Here is a 16,122-nt window from a genome sequence, read left to right as displayed (position 1 = left end):
AAATGTAATTTTTATCAAAAAATTGTTTTTTAGCAATTTTATAGATAGGTTTACCGTCTCAAATCTAGATTTAACCTAATTTACCTATGAAGAAGTTTATTGCATTTATTGCGATTGTAAGCTTATTAGTTAGTTGTGGTCGTAACGATCGTGGTGAACTTGTGGGAGTCAAAGGAAAAAAATGGAATCCCGAAAAACCATACGGGATGACTCTTGTATCTGGAGGAGCCTTTATAATGGGTAAAAGTGATGATGATATTGCTGCTATCAAAAATGCTCCTACAAAAACGGTTACCGTTCGTTCTTTCTACATGGACGAGACCGAAATCACAAACACAGAATACCGACAGTTTGTAAAATGGGTGCGTGATTCTGTTACCCGTGCACGACTGGCTATTTTAGCAGATGAACTTGGAGAAACTCCCGGAAATAATGGTATAGGGGATTATGCATTTGTGGATTATGATCCAGATAACATGACTCCTTATGAGCAATATATGTATGATAATTATTACAGCTTTAGTGATGATTATAGTGATCGTAAACTCAACTGGGATATTGATCTAATTACAGATCCTATGGATTATCCAGATGAATATTATGTTGAGGTAATGGATACGATGTATATTCCATTAGAGGAATCTTACAATGGCCAGCGTACTATTGATGTAGATAAATTAGTCTATAAATACAGATATCTTGATATGGAAGCTGCTGCTCGTCAAAAGGGCGGGAAGCGTAAGGATTTTATACGTACAGAAGAAACTAAAATATATCCTGACACTACGGTATGGATTAAGGATTTTGCATATTCATATAACGAACCCATGCATAATGATTATTTCTGGCACAGTGCTTATGATGATTATCCTGTCGTAGGGGTTAGCTGGCAACAGGCTAAAGCTTTTTGTCAATGGCGTACAGATAATAAAAACTCATATAAAAAACAGAGAGGTCAGGAATTAGTTAATAGGTTCCGTTTGCCAAGTGAAGCAGAATGGGAATATGCTGCCCGTGGAGGTTTAGAAGGTGCTACTTACCCTTGGGGTGGTCCTTATACTAAAAATGATAGAGGTTGTTTTATGGCTAATTTTAAACCTTTAAGAGGGGATTATGCTGCAGACCAGGCTTTATATACTGTAGAGGCAGATTCGTATGAGCCTAACGACTACGATTTGTACAATATGGCCGGTAATGTTTCGGAGTGGGTAGGTTCATCTTACGATCCCAATGCCTACGAATACATTTCAACTATGAATCCAAATGTAAGTGACTCAAAAAATCAACGTAAAGTTGTAAGAGGAGGATCTTGGAAAGATGTGGCTTATATTATACAAGTAAGTACTCGTGATTATGAGTATGCAGATTCTGCGCGTAGTTATATCGGGTTTAGAACTGTTCAGGATTATTTGGGAGTTGACCAAGATGTAAATACAAGAAAGGGCCCTTCAAGACGTTAATTCAATATTTAATTTCCCCATACATTTAACCTAAATTCAAAATTTAAAATCTAAAAAAATAAGATGGCAAAAAAAGGAAGTCTTTCTGTTACAAACATGATTTATGGTTTGGGAGCTGCTATAGTAATTGTAGGAGCTTTATTTAAAATTCAACACTGGCCATTGGGGTCAGAGATTCTTACATTGGGGATGGTAGTCGAGGCTTTAGTATTTGCTTATTCAGCATTTGAAAGGCCAGCTCAAGATTTAGATTGGTCATTAGTTTATCCTGAATTAGCGGGTGATGCTCCTGCAGCTCGTCCTAAAAAGACTGTTGAAGTAGTAGAGGAAAAAGGTCTTTTATCTCAAAAGCTTGACGCTATGCTTAAAGATGCTCGTATCGATTCTGAGCTTATGACAAGTTTAAGCACTAGCATACGCAGTTTTGAAGGTGCAGCTAAGAATATGGCGCCTACTGCTGAAGCGATGAATTCTACAAAAAAATACAGCCAGGAAATGGCATTAGCAGCTGCTCAAATGGAGTCGCTAAACAGTCTCTATAAAGTACAGGTTGAAACAGCAGGGCGTCAAGCAGAAATTAATAACGAAGTTGCTAATAATGCAGGTAAATTAAAAGAGCAAATGGAGAGTTTAGCGACAAACCTTTCATCTCTTAATGGAGTTTATGGTGGAATGTTATCTGCTATGAATAAAAGATAACTGAATTATTTATATAAACTAATTCAGTAGAAAATATACCATTATGGCAGGAGGAACACAGTCCCCAAGACAGAAAATGATTAATCTTATGTATCTGGTATTTATTGCGATGATAGCAATGAATGTGGATAAGGAGATTCTAAATGCGTTTAAAATATTTGATGTAAAATTTACAAGCTCAAATGCTCGTTTAGCAGAAGATAATCAATTAGCTATGGCAGGTCTAGAGGCTAAGGCCGAAGAACAACCTGCTAAATACAGACCACTATTAGGCAAAGCTGAAGAGATAAAGAAAATATCTGATGATTTTTACACCTATTTAGCTAGTATTAAAGATACATTGACAGACGGAATTGATACAAGCAGTTATGCAAATCTTGATAAGACGGCAGTTCTTGATGAACGCTGGTTTACAGGAGATCGATATACTAAAGAAGGAGATGCTTTCTTAGCTAAAATCGAAAGTTATAAAAGTCAGATGCAGGCTGTTCTCGGTGAAGAATTTGCCGATGTTAACAGAGTTGTTCAAAATACATTTGCTGTAGAACCACAGACTAATAAGGATGGTAAAGAAATTGCGTGGTTGCGTTATAATTTTGAAGGTTATCCTTTAGCGGCATCTATTACGCGTTTTACACAGATGCAGAACGATATTAGAACCGCAGAATCTGAAGTATATTCTTCTTTACTTCAAGGTCAATTAAGTAAAGATGTTTCTTTAAGTAATTATCAAGCCATTGTAGTTGCAGATAAAACTGCATTTTTCTCTGGTGAAAATTTTAAGGGTAAAGTAGTATTAGGCCGATTTGATAATTCACTAAACTTTGATAAGGTAGTTATTAATGGAAGCGAAGTAGAAAATTTACAATCTGGTCAGGTCGTATTAGATTTCCCAGCAGGAAATGTGGGAACACGTACTATTACCGGGGAATTAGTATATACTGAAGATGGTGAGCCAAAATCGATTCCTATTTCAAGTGAATACGCGGTTATAAATAGACCTAACTCTGCAACTATTTCTGCAGATAAAATGAATGTGGTATATCGTGGTGTTGCTAACCCTATGACTATTAGTTTTGCCGGAGTTCCAGATAATAGTGTAAGTGCTAGTGGAGCCGGTTTAACTAAACAATCTGGGAGTAGTTATATTATGAATCCAGGTGGAGGAAATGAAGTAACAATTAGTGTTTCTGGTACAATGGCTGATGGATCTAAAGTGAGTGACTCTAAGAGATTCAGAATTAAAGATATTCCAAGCCCTACAGGAACTTTGCGTGGGGAAGATGGTATACTAAAGATGCAACGGAATGCGTTAGAGATATCTACAGTAGGTGCAAAACTATTAGATTTTGACTTTGATTTAGATCTTAATGTTACTGGTTTTAAATTTAATGTTCCTGGTGAGCCTACTGTACAGGTTAACGGAAATAAATTAGATTCTAGAGCTAAAGATGTACTAAGAAGAGCACAACGTGGATCTACAGTGCAAATCTTTGACATTACTGCTCAGATTTCTGGAAACAGTGGTTACAGACTTAAAAAAGTTGCTCCAGTTCTTATTGAGCTAACAAATTAAAATTTTATTATTATGATCACCCAAAAACTAGCTTTAAGTGCTTTTTGTATGATGATTAGTCTGGCATCATTTGCACAGACTAATATTTTGAATGCAAAAATGCCTGCTCAAATGTTTGAAAAAACAGAAGGGCAAATACAGTTAGATAATGATAAACCCTTGCCTTATGGTTATGTAGATAGCAGGGACGTTCTTTGGGGTAAAAATACCTGGGAGATTGTTGATCTTGATGAGCGTATAAACTTCCCTCTTTATTACCCTGTAGATACAAACAATATTGGTTCTGATAGAAGATCTTTATATGATGTTTTAGTATCAAGTGTTAAAGCTGGTAAATTAGATATTTATGCAGATTCTTACTTCAATCAAAAAATTGAGCTGAATGACATTGCAGCTGCTATGTCACGAGTAGACACAACAGATTTAGGTATCGAGCAAATCAATGCAGGCTATGAAGTAGATGAGCAATATATAGATAGACGTGATATTAGCTCAGCAGATATTGAGCAGTACTGGATCCGCGGATATTGGTATTTTGATAAAAGACAAGGGGAGTTAAAGTATCGTCTTATTGGTATAGCTCCTGTTGCACCAGATGTAAACTTTATAGATGATGAAGATCCTATAATGGTTCCATTATTTTGGGTTTGGTATCCTACAGCTCGCGAAATTTTACACGAGGCTAAGGTATTTAATCCGCAAAACTCAGCTCAGCCTTTATCATTTGATCACTTGCTGAATTCCAGAAGATTTAATGGGGTGATTTATCAAGTAGATAACATTCAAGGAGATCGAGAGGTTAAGGATTACATAGCAGATAATGCTATGATGCAGTTGTTAGAGTCTCAACGTATCAAAGAACAAATACGTAACTTTGAAAGTGATATGTGGAACTACTAATTATATGTTCCTAGTAAATAAAAAAAACGCCTTTATTAAAGGCGTTTTTTTATGTCTTATTTTCAATTATGAAAGAGGTAGATTATATTATTGTAGGTTTTGGACTGGCAGGGATGGCCTTTTGTGATCAATTGAGTCGCACAAAACTTAAGTATGTGGTAATAGATGAGCAGCGGGATGCCGCAAGCAGAGTTGCTGCAGGTTTAATAAATCCTGTTACTCTTAAGCGCTATACAATGCCCTACAAAGGGGAAGAGCAGTTTGATCTGGCATCTAAATATTTTCAACGGTTAGCAGCGAGCTACGACAAGGAAACTTTTGAAATTTTGCCTGTTCTTAAAATATTTTCTTCAATTGAAGATCAAAATAATTGGTTTGAAGCAAGTGATAAACCTATTTTGAGAAGATTTTTAAATGAAAAATTAGTTAAGAATACTTCAGAGTATGTTGAAGCTCCTTTGCAGTTAGGTGAAGTGAATGAATCATTACGAATCAATATTCCGCAATTGCTAAATGCTTACATCGATTCTTTAAAGAGTAAAGCGCTTTACTATTCTGAAAATTTTGATCACAGTGCGATTGCATTCAATACAGATTCCACAGTGACCTATAAAAATTTTATTGCGAAGCGTATCGTATTTGCAGAAGGATTCGGGATTAAAAATAATCCATTTTTCAATAAACTGCCGTTGGTAGGAAATAAGGGTGAATACTTAATCATTAAAGCTCCTAATTTAAACATATCGGAAGCATTAAAAGCATCCTTTTTCGTTATTCCTTTAGGGGGTGACTATTACAAAGTAGGAGCCACATTCAATTGGAAAGAAAAAGATACTATACCCACTACCGAAGCACGTGATGAATTACAAAGTAAGTTAGAGAAGGTAATTACCTGCGCTTATACCATTGAGAAACAAGTAGCAGGTATGCGGCCTACCACAGGTGATCGTCGACCTTTGATAGGCGTGCATCCTAAATATCCTCAATTAGCACTTCTCAACGGTCTTGGAACGCGTGGAACTATGATGTCTCCATACCTTGCACAGGTTTTGTTTGACCATCTTGAGAATGGTATTTCACTTGATGATGAAGTGTCTATACTTAGATTTCCTAAGAAGCTCGTGTAGTTCCTTTAGCTTTCTTTTCGTCGTAATTGAAAAAAAAGTTGATCCAGATATTGCGACTTAATCGCATAATTAACGGCGCAAATACTAGGAGCGTGGCAATTATAGAAATAAAACCTGCTATTAATCCTGCGCCTATAAAGAAGTGTGTGATAATAAAAGCAGCCACTGCAAATGCAATGCCCACACCATAGCTTACATACATAGCGCCGTAGAAAAAAGAGGGCTCTATTTTGAACTTTGTATTGCAATGAAGACAGCGCTCGTGCATTTTTAAAGTGTCTGTGAGTATGTATGGATTGGAATTTTGATACATACTTTTTTGTTGACATACTGGGCAAGTGCCAGTAAATATGCTATATAACGGATTTCCTTGGAGAAGTTTTTTCATAATATTAATGTACGGTACGTGCCGTCTTTTTTGTGTATCTAAAGTTACAAAAATCGATAATGTTTAAGTGATGAAAGTCCGGCATTTAATAATAACTTTGCGCCTTAAAATTTAGAGCATGTTAAACATTCACAACCTCTCTGTATCTTTTCAGGGAGAATACCTATTTGAGGAAGTTACATTTAGACTTGGTGAGGGAGATCGAGTAGGATTAGTGGGTAAAAATGGAGCCGGTAAATCTACGATGTTGCGTATTATTTCACGTGAACAAGAGTATGATACGGGTCAGATAGCTACAGATAAAGACATACAGATAGGTTTTCTAAAACAAGATATTGATTTTGTTGAGGGGCGTACTGTTTTAGAAGAATCTTATGAAGCATTTGAGCTCATTAAGAAACTCGAAATACGTCTTGAAGAAATAAATATTGAATTAGCAGAACGCACAGATTACGAGAGTGATTACTACCACGATTTAATGGTAGAGCTTAATGAGGTGCAACATCAATACGAGATTCATGGAGGATATAGCTATCAGGGAGAGACCGAGCGTATTCTTATGGGACTTGGTTTTAACCGTGAGGATTTCAATAAAATTACCGATACCTTCTCCGGAGGATGGCGTATGCGTATTGAATTAGCAAAATTACTACTTCAAAATAATGATGTCTTATTATTAGATGAGCCAACAAACCACTTGGACATCGAATCAATAATATGGTTAGAAGGATTTTTACGTAATTATCAAGGAGCTGTCGTAATTGTATCTCACGATAAGATGTTCTTGGACAATGTTACAAATAGAACCATTGAAATATCACTGGGTAAAATTTATGATTATCCAAAACCTTATTCAACGTATCTGGTGTTGCGTCAGGAAATGCGTGAGCAACAGATGGCGGCCCAAAAGAATCAGCAGAAAGAAATAGAACATACCGAGAAGTTAATTTCTAAATTTAAGGCAAAAGCTTCAAAAGCAACAATGGCGCAGTCTCTGGTTAAGAAGCTTAACCGAATGGATGTAATTGAAGTTGATGAAGACGACAATAGTGTAATGACTCTTAATTTTCCGGTTTCTGTTGTTCCTGGTAAAGTTGTAGTTGAAGCAGAAGGAATAAGAAAGAGTTATGGAGACAAGGCTGTTTTAAATGGTATTGATCTTCTTATAGAACGCGATAGCAAAACTGCATTTGTAGGTCAAAACGGTCAAGGTAAATCCACACTGGCAAAAATCATCGTTGATGAAATTAGCTATGAAGGAAAGCTTAAGTTGGGACACAATGTGCAAATAGGGTATTTTGCGCAAAATCAGGCAGATCACCTGGATGGTAGTAAAACTGTTTTAGATACTATGATCGATGCTGCAAATGAAAAGAACAGAAGTAAAGTTCGTGATATTTTAGGATCTTTTCTTTTTAGAGGAGATGAAGCTGAAAAATATGTGCGTGTACTTTCAGGAGGTGAGCGTAACCGTTTAGCGTTGGCTAAGCTTATGTTACAACCCTTTAATGTCCTTGTGATGGATGAGCCTACCAATCACTTGGATATAAAATCCAAGAATGTTTTAAAAGAAGCTCTTAAAAATTTTGAAGGTACTTTATTACTAGTTTCTCACGATAGAGATTTTTTACAAGGTCTTACATCTACAGTTTACGAATTTAGAGATCATAAAATAAAGGAATACCTTGGAGATATTGACTATTATCTTGAAAAACGTGCGGTTGAAAATCTTAGAGATATTGAGAAAAAAGATCCTAAGGTTAAGGTAAAGGAAGCGGCTCCCAAGGTAGAATACAAAGACCAGAAAAAAGTAAAATCTTTGAATAACCAACTTAGTAATATTGAATCTGATGTTAATAAGCTGGAACGTGAGATTAAGAAAATGGATGCTGACCTAGCAGCAGATTACGATAAAACAAGTGCAAAACCAGACTTCTTTGCTAAGTATGAGTCTAATAAGAAAAAGATTGAACAACTTATGGCTAAATGGGAGGAAGTATCTGAAGAATTAGATCTTTATAATTAGCACTTTATTTATATTAAATTTAACAAAATAGATAGTACAGTGCAGGTATTTTTGCTACTTATGGTAGTTTCTTAAAAAATACTTAATGCTTAAAGCTGTACGACTGATTATAGGTTTAGTAATACTTGCAATCGCTCTTGTGATCGGGTATTCAATTGCTAACAGAGATAAAGATATTCCTGTTAAAATCGACAAAGTAGTTAAAACTGTTTTTGTTGAAGAAGTTAAAAACGATACTGTTTCTATTGTAATTCCTGCAAATGGCAATCTAGTTGCAAAAAACCGACTAGAATTATATGCAGAGGTACAAGGAATATTTAGATCCAGTGCGCACGATTTTAAAGTTGGTCAAGCCTATAATAGAGGGGAAACTCTTCTCAATCTAGATTCATCAGAATACTACGCATCTGTACAAGCTGCAAAAAGCGAGTTGTATAATCTGGCAACTTCTATAATGCCAGATTTACGACTGGATTATCCTGAAATTTTTCAGAAATGGCAAACCTATCTTGACGGTTTTGACATTAATAAATCTACTCCACAATTACCCGAAACTTCATCTCAAAAAGAGCGCTACTTTATAACAGGTCGCGGATTGTATTCGGCGTATTACAATGTGAAAAATTTAGAACAGCGATTAGGGAAGTATCGTATTACAGCTCCGTTTTCAGGAATCCTTACCGAAGCGCTAGTTAACAAAGGAACTCTTGTAAGATCGGGACAGAAACTAGGAGAATTTATAGATACGTCCGTATATGAACTCGAAGTTTCTATAGGTAAAAAATTTAGTGATCTTTTGAGTATAGGAGAGAAAGTCAATCTTACGACTGTTGATGGTACAAAAGAATATACTGGCAAAGTTGTGCGTGTTAATGGTCGAGTAGACCAGACTACGCAGACTATAAAAGTATTTATTGAACTTGAAGGTTCAGACTCTTTAAAAGAAGGAATGTTTTTACAGGCTAATTTAGACGCAAGAGACGAACTGGAAGCTATAAGTATTCCGAGACAATTATTAGTAGATAACTCTCAAATCTATATTGTTAAAGATGGCCTTCTTGATCTTATAAAAGTCAATCCAGTTTATTTTTCAGATAAAGAAGTGGTAATAAAAGGTATTCCTGACGGCACTAAGTATCTGGCTAAATCTGTACCTGGAGCATATGCCGGTATGCGGGTAAAAGTCTATGATGAAACTACTAACACAGAAGATACGGAATAGTTTTTATGAAAAATTTAATAAGTTATTTCATAAAATACAGTGTAGCCGTCAATGTGGTTATAATGGCTTTTGTGATTTTTGGAATCATTGGAGTGTTGAGGATGAAGTCTTCATTCTTTCCATTAATTGACTCGCAGATTATAACTATAAGTGTTACCTATCCGGGAGCTTCTCCGCAAGAAATAGAAGAGGGGATAATACTTAAGATCGAGGATAATTTAAAAGGATTAGTTGGGATTGATCGTGTAACTTCTACTTCACGCGAAAATGGAGGTAGTGTAACTATAGAAATTGATCAAGACGAGGATATAAATGTAATTCTTGCTGAAGTTAAAAATGCGGTAGATCGGGTTCCTAGTTTTCCTACGGGAATGGAGCCTCTGGTAGTTGCAAAAGAAGAGGCTATACGGCAAACCATAGGATTTGCAGTAAGTGGAGAAACTATAGATCTGGCAACCCTAAAGCAAATAGCAAGATCGATAGAATACGATTTGCGGGCTATGGACGGAATCTCGCAAATTGAAATCAGTGGATATCCAGATGAAGAAATAGAAATCGCTGTTCGCGAAAATGATTTGCTCGCTTATGGATTAAGTTTTACTGAAGTTTCTCAAGCCGTATCCAGAGCAAATATTCTTACAACAGGGGGTAATATTAAAACAGAGAAAGAAGACTATTTAATACGAGCAAATAATCGAGCTTATTACGGCGATGATCTTACTAATTTAATTGTACGTGCAAATCCAGATGGCTCTTTAGTTAGGTTAGGAGATGTTGCAGTAGTACGAGATCGGTTTTCAGAAACTCCCAGTGCATCTTATTTTAATGGAAACCTTGCTGTAAATGTTGAAATTAGTAATACTAATAATGAAGATTTACTCACTACAGCAGAACAGGTTAAAGAATATATAGAAGATTTTAATGCGAAATACGATGCTGTAAAAATTGATATTACCTCAGACTCTTCAATACGTCTCGAGCAGCGTACAAATTTACTAGTAGTCAATGGTGCAGAAGGAATTTTACTGGTAATGCTTTTTCTATCTTTCTTTTTAAATACACGACTTGCTTTTTGGGTAGCTGCAGGTATTCCGGTAGCTTTTTTAGGGATGTTCATTTTTGCAGGAAGCTTCGGAGTTACTATAAACGTTTTGTCCCTCTTTGGGATGATTATCGTTATAGGTATTCTCGTAGATGACGGAATTGTAATTTCTGAAAATATCTATCAGCATTATGAAATGGGTAAAACACCTATACGTGCTGCAATAGATGGAACAGTAGAGGTTATTCCACCTATAATTTCAGCAATTATTACTACTGTTCTGGCATTTTCCACATTTCTATTTCTTGATAGCCGCATTGGTGAATTCTTTGGAGAAGTATCCACAGTTGTAATTCTCACCCTTGTAGTTTCTCTAGTAGAAGCTTTAATCATATTGCCTGCACATATTGCGCATAGTAAGGCCTTGGTACGAGAATCAGAACTGGATATATCTAAGAAAAAAGGTATAGCAAAGTTTATGTATAAACTGCGTTACTTCAATAGGAAGGGAGATCAGTTTATGAGTTATATGCGCGATAAAATTTATACGCCGGCATTACGATTTACTCTAAGAAACCAGCTTATCTCTTTCAGTATTATAGCAGCATTTTTAATACTTACAATAGGATCTATAATGGGAAGTGTGATAGGTGTCACCATATTTCCAAGTATTGCCAGTGATACCGTTTCTATAGAGCTTTTAATGCCCGAGGGAACAAATCCGCAGCGTACCGATAGCATTATTACGATGGTAGAAGAAGCTGCCTGGCGTGTAAATGAAGACTACACAAGCAGACAAACTGATAATATGCAGGTGGTAGAAAATATAATTAAAAGAGTAGGGCCGGGTAATAATAAAGCTTCTCTGCGCATAAATTTATTGCCTGGAGAATTTAGAGATTTTTCTTCACCAGATATTACAAACTCAATACGTGATGAAGTAGGTGAGGTTTATGGTGTGGAGCGGTTGACGTTTGGGTCTGGAGGTAACTTTGGAGGAAGTCCTATATCTATTTCCTTACTAGGTAACAACACAGAAGAACTTGAGGCAGCCAAAGATGAGCTACGTGCAAATCTTGAAAATAATTCCCTGTTACGTGATGTAGTAGATACAGATCCTGAGGGAATAAAAGAAATACAGATAGAATTAAAGGAAACAGCATATACACTAGGTTTAGACCTAAGTAGTGTGATGACTCAAGTGCGTAGTGGTTTTTTTGGAACACAAGCACAACGGTTTCAGCGGGGTCAAGATGAGATACGTGTGTGGGTACGTTATGATCGCAGTGACCGTAGTAGTTTAAATGACTTAGATGATATGCGTATTATTACACCTGGTGGAGAGCGCATTCCATTAAGTGAGATTGCAACTTATACCATTTCCCGGGGAGATGAATCTATAAGCCACCTCGAGGGACAGCGCGAGATACAGGTAAATGCAGACATGGCAGATCCTAATGGCAGTACCACCGATATTTTAGCCGAAATTAAAGCGACCGTAATTCCTGATATTTTATCTAAATATCCTACGCTATCAGTTTCTTATGAAGGTCAGAACAGAGAGGCAGAAAAATTAAGCAGCTCTGCTAACGAAGTTATTTGGGTGATATTGTTCCTAATTTATGCGACAATAGCGTTTACCTTCCGTAGTTATAGTCAGCCTTTTCTATTATTATTTATGATTCCATTCAGTATTATTGGAGTAGCTTGGGGGCATTACATACACGGGTTCCCTATAAATGTACTTTCAGCCTTAGGTATTATTGCGCTTATAGGAATTATGGTAAACGATGGTCTTGTTCTTATAGGTAAGCTCAACGGATATCTAAAAGAGGGGATGAAATTTGAGGAAGCAATATTTGAGGCGGGGCGTTCACGATTTAGAGCTATCTTCTTGACCAGTATAACTACAATTGCGGGTCTTGCTCCTTTATTGCTTGAAAAAAGCAGACAAGCTCAATTTTTAAAACCCATGGCAATTTCAATTTCCTATGGTATAGGTATCGCAACTGTATTAACCTTACTAATGCTTCCGCTTTTGTTATCAATGTCAAACTGGATCAAAACAAAATCTATTTGGGTGCGTACAGGTAATGAGCCAAGCAAAGAGGATGTTGAACGCGCTATTAAAGAATTAAAAGAGGAAGATGAAGAGCATTAATCTGAAAGTTGTAGTTATAAGTTGCTTCATTTTTACCAATAGCCTTTTGAGCTTTGGTCAGGATGAATTTCTTTCGAGATCTGAAGCGATAGCGCTAACCCTAAATAATAATTACGGAATCGCTATTGCAGATAATAATGTACTCGTATCTGAGAATAATGCAGATTTATTAAACTCAGGTTATTTGCCTACCGTATTTGGGTTGGCAGGAATGAATTATACAGTAGAAGATCAACGTACAGATCGTGATGACGGCGAGTCATTTGTTTTGGAAGGGGCGCAGTCAGAAAGCTATAACGCTTCTGTAAATTTGGATTATACCCTTTTTGACGGACTGGGAAGGCTTTATAATTTTAAGCGTTTAAAAGAGAGCTATAATCTTTCTAAGCTTGAAGCGCGAGAAACAATCGAGAATACGATGTTGCAACTGTTTTCGGTTTATTTTGAGGTTGCGAGGCTTACTGAAAATGTCGAAATTTTAGAACAGACTCTTGAAATATCTAAAAATAGGGTGAAACGTGCTGGATATCAATTTGATTATGGTCAAAATACAAAGTTAGAAGTGCTTAATGCTGAAGTTGATGTGACTAATGATAGTATCAACTTGATGAATACACGTCAATCTCTTTTGAATACTAAGCGAGACCTCAATGTAGTACTTGCTCGTGATCTGAAGCTTAATTTTAATGTGGATACACTGGTATCGTTTATTCCTAAATTAGAGCTTGAGTCCTTTTTAGAAATGGCGAAGGAAAATAATGTAAGATTATTGCAGAGTAATTCTAACATAGCCCTTAGTGAATATGATATACGCATCTCCAAAGCACAATTTTTACCTACTGTAGGGCTTACTGGTTCGTATGGATGGAATGAATCTATAAGTCCGGCTTCTGCATTTTTTACCGGTAGTACTCGACAAAATACGGGGTTTCAGGGTGGTTTAAACTTACGATGGAACCTATTTGATGGAGGATCAAGTATTACTCAGCTAAAAAATGCCAAAATTTTAAAAGACAATCAAATTCTGCTTAAGCAGCAAATAGAGATTGAAGTGCAGCGAGATATAGCAAATGCACTGGGTAATTATGAGAATTTAATAGCGGTTTATAATATTCAAGAGCAAAACGTAGTTACTAATAAAAACAATTTTGAACGATCTAGAGAGCGATTTAATCTCGGTCAGATAACTTCTATTGAGTTTAGACAGGCACAGATAAACTTGATAAATGCCGAAACAAATAAGAATCTTGCAAAATACGAAGCGAAACTAGCAGAATTACAATTGCTACAACAAGTAGGACAGTTGTTAAATATTCAATTTTAGTGGAAGAGCATTTTTTTCAATGTCCGTATTGTTGGGAAGAGATATCTATGTTGCTTGATGTGTCTGTTTCTCATCAAGTATATGTTGAAGATTGTGAAGTTTGTTGTAATCCTATTGAACTTACTGTAGCTTATGAAGATGGTGTTTTAAATACGTTTTCGGCCCAGAGTATCGAGCAATAAAGGTTTTACCCTTAACCTGTAAGTTAGGTATTAATTAAATATTCCGTAATTATTATATTTACTGAAACGCCCCCTCAAATGCTTTTAAATTTTAATTTATCTGATAATGCTATAGGTTACATTGTTGAAGGAGCAATGAACTATTCGGCTATAAACGAATTAAAAGCCGCCATTTTAAAAAAGTTTGAAGAGCACGAGACTATAAATTTATATCTAGAAGATAATAATATTCACCGTTTTACGCTTGACGCTGTTTTTATTGCAGGTATATTTCCTATGCAGCACAAGCATAGGCTTAATAAGATAGCAATTGTAACTAATAGAAAATGGATTCACGCAATTACAAACGTTAATAAATCTATTTTGGGTAAGGATTTTAAAAACTTTACAGTAGATCGACGTTTAGAAGCGATAGAATGGATTTCTTCTTAATCTAAAGCAGTAACCGTTTTAAGCATTCCTTCTTTTAAGTTTATCCACAAATAATTAAAGAACGACTTTGTCTGATTTCTGGTAACTTCACCTGAACCTTCTTTAAAACCTGAATCCTCGTTTTTACTTGTCTTAGCTATAAAAATATTAGCAACAGTAGAAGCAAACCATTTTTTCTTTTGCTTTTCTTTATTCAGAATACTTACTTTAAAGTCATCATAAGTCATTTGCATATCTATGTGTGAATTGTAGTTATCGCCATAAATAGTAAAATAGGTATGTTCTAAATTTCCTTGCAATTCTACCCCTAAATTAGGCGATGTAAAAGTGTCAAGATTAGTAACCGGCAGCTTGCTTACACTACCTACAAGATAAAATTTATCCTGAGGGTTTTGAACGTCAAATTCCCATTCTAAACTCATCGGACTTTGCTTCATAAAAATAGCTTTTATGTCTATTTTGGTTTTTTTCTCCTGCTGGCTATAGGTATTTCCTATGTTTGTTAGATTAGCGTTGAGGTTTTTAAAATTTATTGAACCAGGTTTAGATTGAGTATTTACTTTTTCAGTATAAATAATAGAACCATTTTTGATTTTTAAGGAATCTATCATTAAATCAAAATTAAGTTCTCTTAACATTTGTGAATACAGCTGTTTAGGAGTAAGATCATCAGGGAGTAATTTATCTCTATAAATGTCTAAAGCAGGTTCTACTAAGATCATTGAGGGTGCATTCATATAAAATCTTCCGGAGCGATCACCATATTTTAAAGAATCGATTATAATTTCCTTGATTTTTAAATCAACGTGATCTCGTTCTTTATCAATGCGATTGCTTAATTGCTTGCGTGAGATCGAAGTTTTTAATTGAGTATTAGTTAATTGTAAAGAAGAACCATCCCAATGAACATGATCTACGGTAAGATTATCAAATTCATTCATTTGGTAAAATAACGAGTCATAACTAATGTCTATCTGCTTGTAATTGAAGGGTCTTGTGATTGTTTCAGTAATTGTGGGGGTTATATGCTCAAGTTTTAGATTAAAATGAGCCGTTTTAAGAAGGAGCTCTTCCGTTTTCGGTTTAAATATTTGGATATAATTTGTCACTAATTCAAATTCATCAATTTGAAACGTACTATTTAAGTTTTCAGACTTTATAGGATTTCTTACAGAGCTGTCTTGTTTTGTTTTATTTTTTTTCTTGGCTTGTTGATAGTGAGAAAGACTATCAGCGTGAATAGTAATTTTTTTAAAATGAATATTTTTATTTTTAAAATAATCCCAATGATCAAGGCCGCGCAAAGACACACTTGCGTTACTTACTTCACTTCTTGGCATAGAGTCGTTTGCTTTTATGCGCACAGTTGCATTAGTCATACTCGCATTACCACCCCAACTATCAATATCCACATCTTCATATTCAAGAATAATTGAAGCAGGTAGATCATTTTTTATGATTTCCTGAAGTTGATTTTTTAAATAGGTATTAAGTAAAATAGCTGCAACTCCTAAGATTGCAAATAGGGCGAAAAGGGTAAGTAGTAGTTTTTTCATTTGGACTAAAGGTATCTATATTTCAGC

13 protein-coding genes are annotated in these 16,122 nt (G+C 35.6%); 11 read left to right on the top strand and 2 right to left on the bottom strand.

Annotated features, from left to right (window positions below):
- Nucleotides 1-86 precede the first annotated feature (86 nt).
- From porK to DSM00_RS09445, 5 genes are all read left to right on the top strand, one after another.
- Nucleotides 87-1,460 carry a T9SS ring complex lipoprotein PorK/GldK gene (porK, locus tag DSM00_RS09465; RefSeq protein WP_128757764.1) on the top strand — a complete coding sequence of 458 codons (1,374 nt, stop codon included), beginning with the start codon at nt 87-89 and terminating at the stop codon, nt 1,458-1,460.
- Between the two features lie 63 nt (nt 1,461-1,523).
- Complete coding sequence (gene porL / locus DSM00_RS09460) at nt 1,524-2,159, top strand: type IX secretion system motor protein PorL/GldL (RefSeq protein ID WP_128757763.1); 636 nt, start codon at nt 1,524-1,526, stop codon at nt 2,157-2,159.
- A gap of 43 nt (nt 2,160-2,202) precedes the next feature.
- Nucleotides 2,203-3,735 (top strand): type IX secretion system motor protein PorM/GldM, encoded by a 1,533-nt coding sequence (gene porM / locus DSM00_RS09455; RefSeq protein WP_128757762.1) that lies wholly within the window; start codon nt 2,203-2,205, stop codon nt 3,733-3,735.
- Between the two features lie 12 nt (nt 3,736-3,747).
- Entirely contained in the window at nt 3,748-4,635 is an 888-nt protein-coding gene (porN, locus tag DSM00_RS09450; RefSeq protein ID WP_128757761.1) for a type IX secretion system ring subunit PorN/GldN, read from the top strand.
- Between the two features lie 68 nt (nt 4,636-4,703).
- The gene (locus tag DSM00_RS09445; protein WP_128757760.1) at nt 4,704-5,762 is read left to right on the top strand and encodes an NAD(P)/FAD-dependent oxidoreductase; all 1,059 of its coding nucleotides are present in this window, start codon (nt 4,704-4,706) and stop codon (nt 5,760-5,762) included.
- On the opposite strand, the gene DSM00_RS09440 is transcribed toward DSM00_RS09445, so the two are convergent.
- Nucleotides 5,746-6,150, bottom strand: coding sequence for a DUF983 domain-containing protein (locus tag DSM00_RS09440; protein ID WP_128757759.1), 405 nt, complete (start codon nt 6,148-6,150; stop codon nt 5,746-5,748). The genes DSM00_RS09445 and DSM00_RS09440 overlap by 17 nt on opposite strands.
- A 118-nt stretch (nt 6,151-6,268) precedes the next feature.
- Here DSM00_RS09440 and DSM00_RS09435 point away from each other — a divergent pair, with 118 nt between their 5' ends.
- From DSM00_RS09435 to DSM00_RS09410, 6 genes are all read left to right on the top strand, one after another.
- Nucleotides 6,269-8,176 (top strand): ABC-F family ATP-binding cassette domain-containing protein, encoded by a 1,908-nt coding sequence (locus DSM00_RS09435; protein ID WP_128757758.1) that lies wholly within the window; start codon nt 6,269-6,271, stop codon nt 8,174-8,176.
- Between the two features lie 85 nt (nt 8,177-8,261).
- Nucleotides 8,262-9,398, top strand: coding sequence for an efflux RND transporter periplasmic adaptor subunit (locus tag DSM00_RS09430; RefSeq protein WP_128757757.1), 1,137 nt, complete (start codon nt 8,262-8,264; stop codon nt 9,396-9,398).
- Between the two features lie 5 nt (nt 9,399-9,403).
- On the top strand, nt 9,404-12,601 hold the full coding sequence (locus tag DSM00_RS09425; protein WP_128757756.1) for an efflux RND transporter permease subunit: 3,198 nt from the start codon (nt 9,404-9,406) through the stop codon (nt 12,599-12,601).
- On the top strand, nt 12,588-13,925 hold the full coding sequence (locus DSM00_RS09420) for a TolC family protein (RefSeq protein WP_128757755.1): 1,338 nt from the start codon (nt 12,588-12,590) through the stop codon (nt 13,923-13,925). The genes DSM00_RS09425 and DSM00_RS09420 overlap by 14 nt, the downstream gene beginning before the upstream one ends.
- Nucleotides 13,925-14,107 (top strand): CPXCG motif-containing cysteine-rich protein, encoded by a 183-nt coding sequence (locus DSM00_RS09415; RefSeq protein WP_128757754.1) that lies wholly within the window; start codon nt 13,925-13,927, stop codon nt 14,105-14,107. The genes DSM00_RS09420 and DSM00_RS09415 overlap by 1 nt, the downstream gene beginning before the upstream one ends.
- Before the next feature lie 78 nt (nt 14,108-14,185).
- The gene (locus DSM00_RS09410) at nt 14,186-14,539 is read left to right on the top strand and encodes a SpoIIAA family protein (RefSeq protein ID WP_128757753.1); all 354 of its coding nucleotides are present in this window, start codon (nt 14,186-14,188) and stop codon (nt 14,537-14,539) included.
- On the opposite strand, the gene DSM00_RS09405 is transcribed toward DSM00_RS09410, so the two are convergent.
- Nucleotides 14,536-16,095, bottom strand: coding sequence for a hypothetical protein (locus DSM00_RS09405; protein ID WP_128757752.1), 1,560 nt, complete (start codon nt 16,093-16,095; stop codon nt 14,536-14,538). The two genes, DSM00_RS09410 and DSM00_RS09405, sit on opposite strands and share 4 nt — an antisense overlap.
- Between the last annotated feature and the right edge of the window lie 27 nt (nt 16,096-16,122).

Origin of the sequence: Leeuwenhoekiella aequorea (genome assembly GCF_004104375.1) — a bacterium.
GTDB lineage: Bacteria > Bacteroidota > Bacteroidia > Flavobacteriales > Flavobacteriaceae > Leeuwenhoekiella > Leeuwenhoekiella aequorea.
This window is presented reverse-complemented; position numbering and strand designations above follow the sequence as displayed.

Bases quoted from the DNA above. Each gene is read 5' to 3' on its own strand.
- porK (WP_128757764.1), top strand. From the start codon at position 87: ATGAAGAAGTTTATTGCATTTATTGCGATTGTAAGCTTATTAGTTAGT.
- porL (WP_128757763.1), top strand. From the start codon at position 1,524: ATGGCAAAAAAAGGAAGTCTTTCTGTTACAAACATGATTTATGGTTTG.
- porM (WP_128757762.1), top strand. From the start codon at position 2,203: ATGGCAGGAGGAACACAGTCCCCAAGACAGAAAATGATTAATCTTATG.
- porN (WP_128757761.1), top strand. From the start codon at position 3,748: ATGATCACCCAAAAACTAGCTTTAAGTGCTTTTTGTATGATGATTAGT.
- DSM00_RS09445 (WP_128757760.1), top strand. From the start codon at position 4,704: ATGAAAGAGGTAGATTATATTATTGTAGGTTTTGGACTGGCAGGGATG.
- DSM00_RS09440 (WP_128757759.1), bottom strand. From the start codon at position 6,150: ATGAAAAAACTTCTCCAAGGAAATCCGTTATATAGCATATTTACTGGC.
- DSM00_RS09435 (WP_128757758.1), top strand. From the start codon at position 6,269: ATGTTAAACATTCACAACCTCTCTGTATCTTTTCAGGGAGAATACCTA.
- DSM00_RS09430 (WP_128757757.1), top strand. From the start codon at position 8,262: ATGCTTAAAGCTGTACGACTGATTATAGGTTTAGTAATACTTGCAATC.
- DSM00_RS09425 (WP_128757756.1), top strand. From the start codon at position 9,404: ATGAAAAATTTAATAAGTTATTTCATAAAATACAGTGTAGCCGTCAAT.
- DSM00_RS09420 (WP_128757755.1), top strand. From the start codon at position 12,588: ATGAAGAGCATTAATCTGAAAGTTGTAGTTATAAGTTGCTTCATTTTT.
- DSM00_RS09410 (WP_128757753.1), top strand. From the start codon at position 14,186: ATGCTTTTAAATTTTAATTTATCTGATAATGCTATAGGTTACATTGTT.
- DSM00_RS09405 (WP_128757752.1), bottom strand. From the start codon at position 16,095: ATGAAAAAACTACTACTTACCCTTTTCGCCCTATTTGCAATCTTAGGA.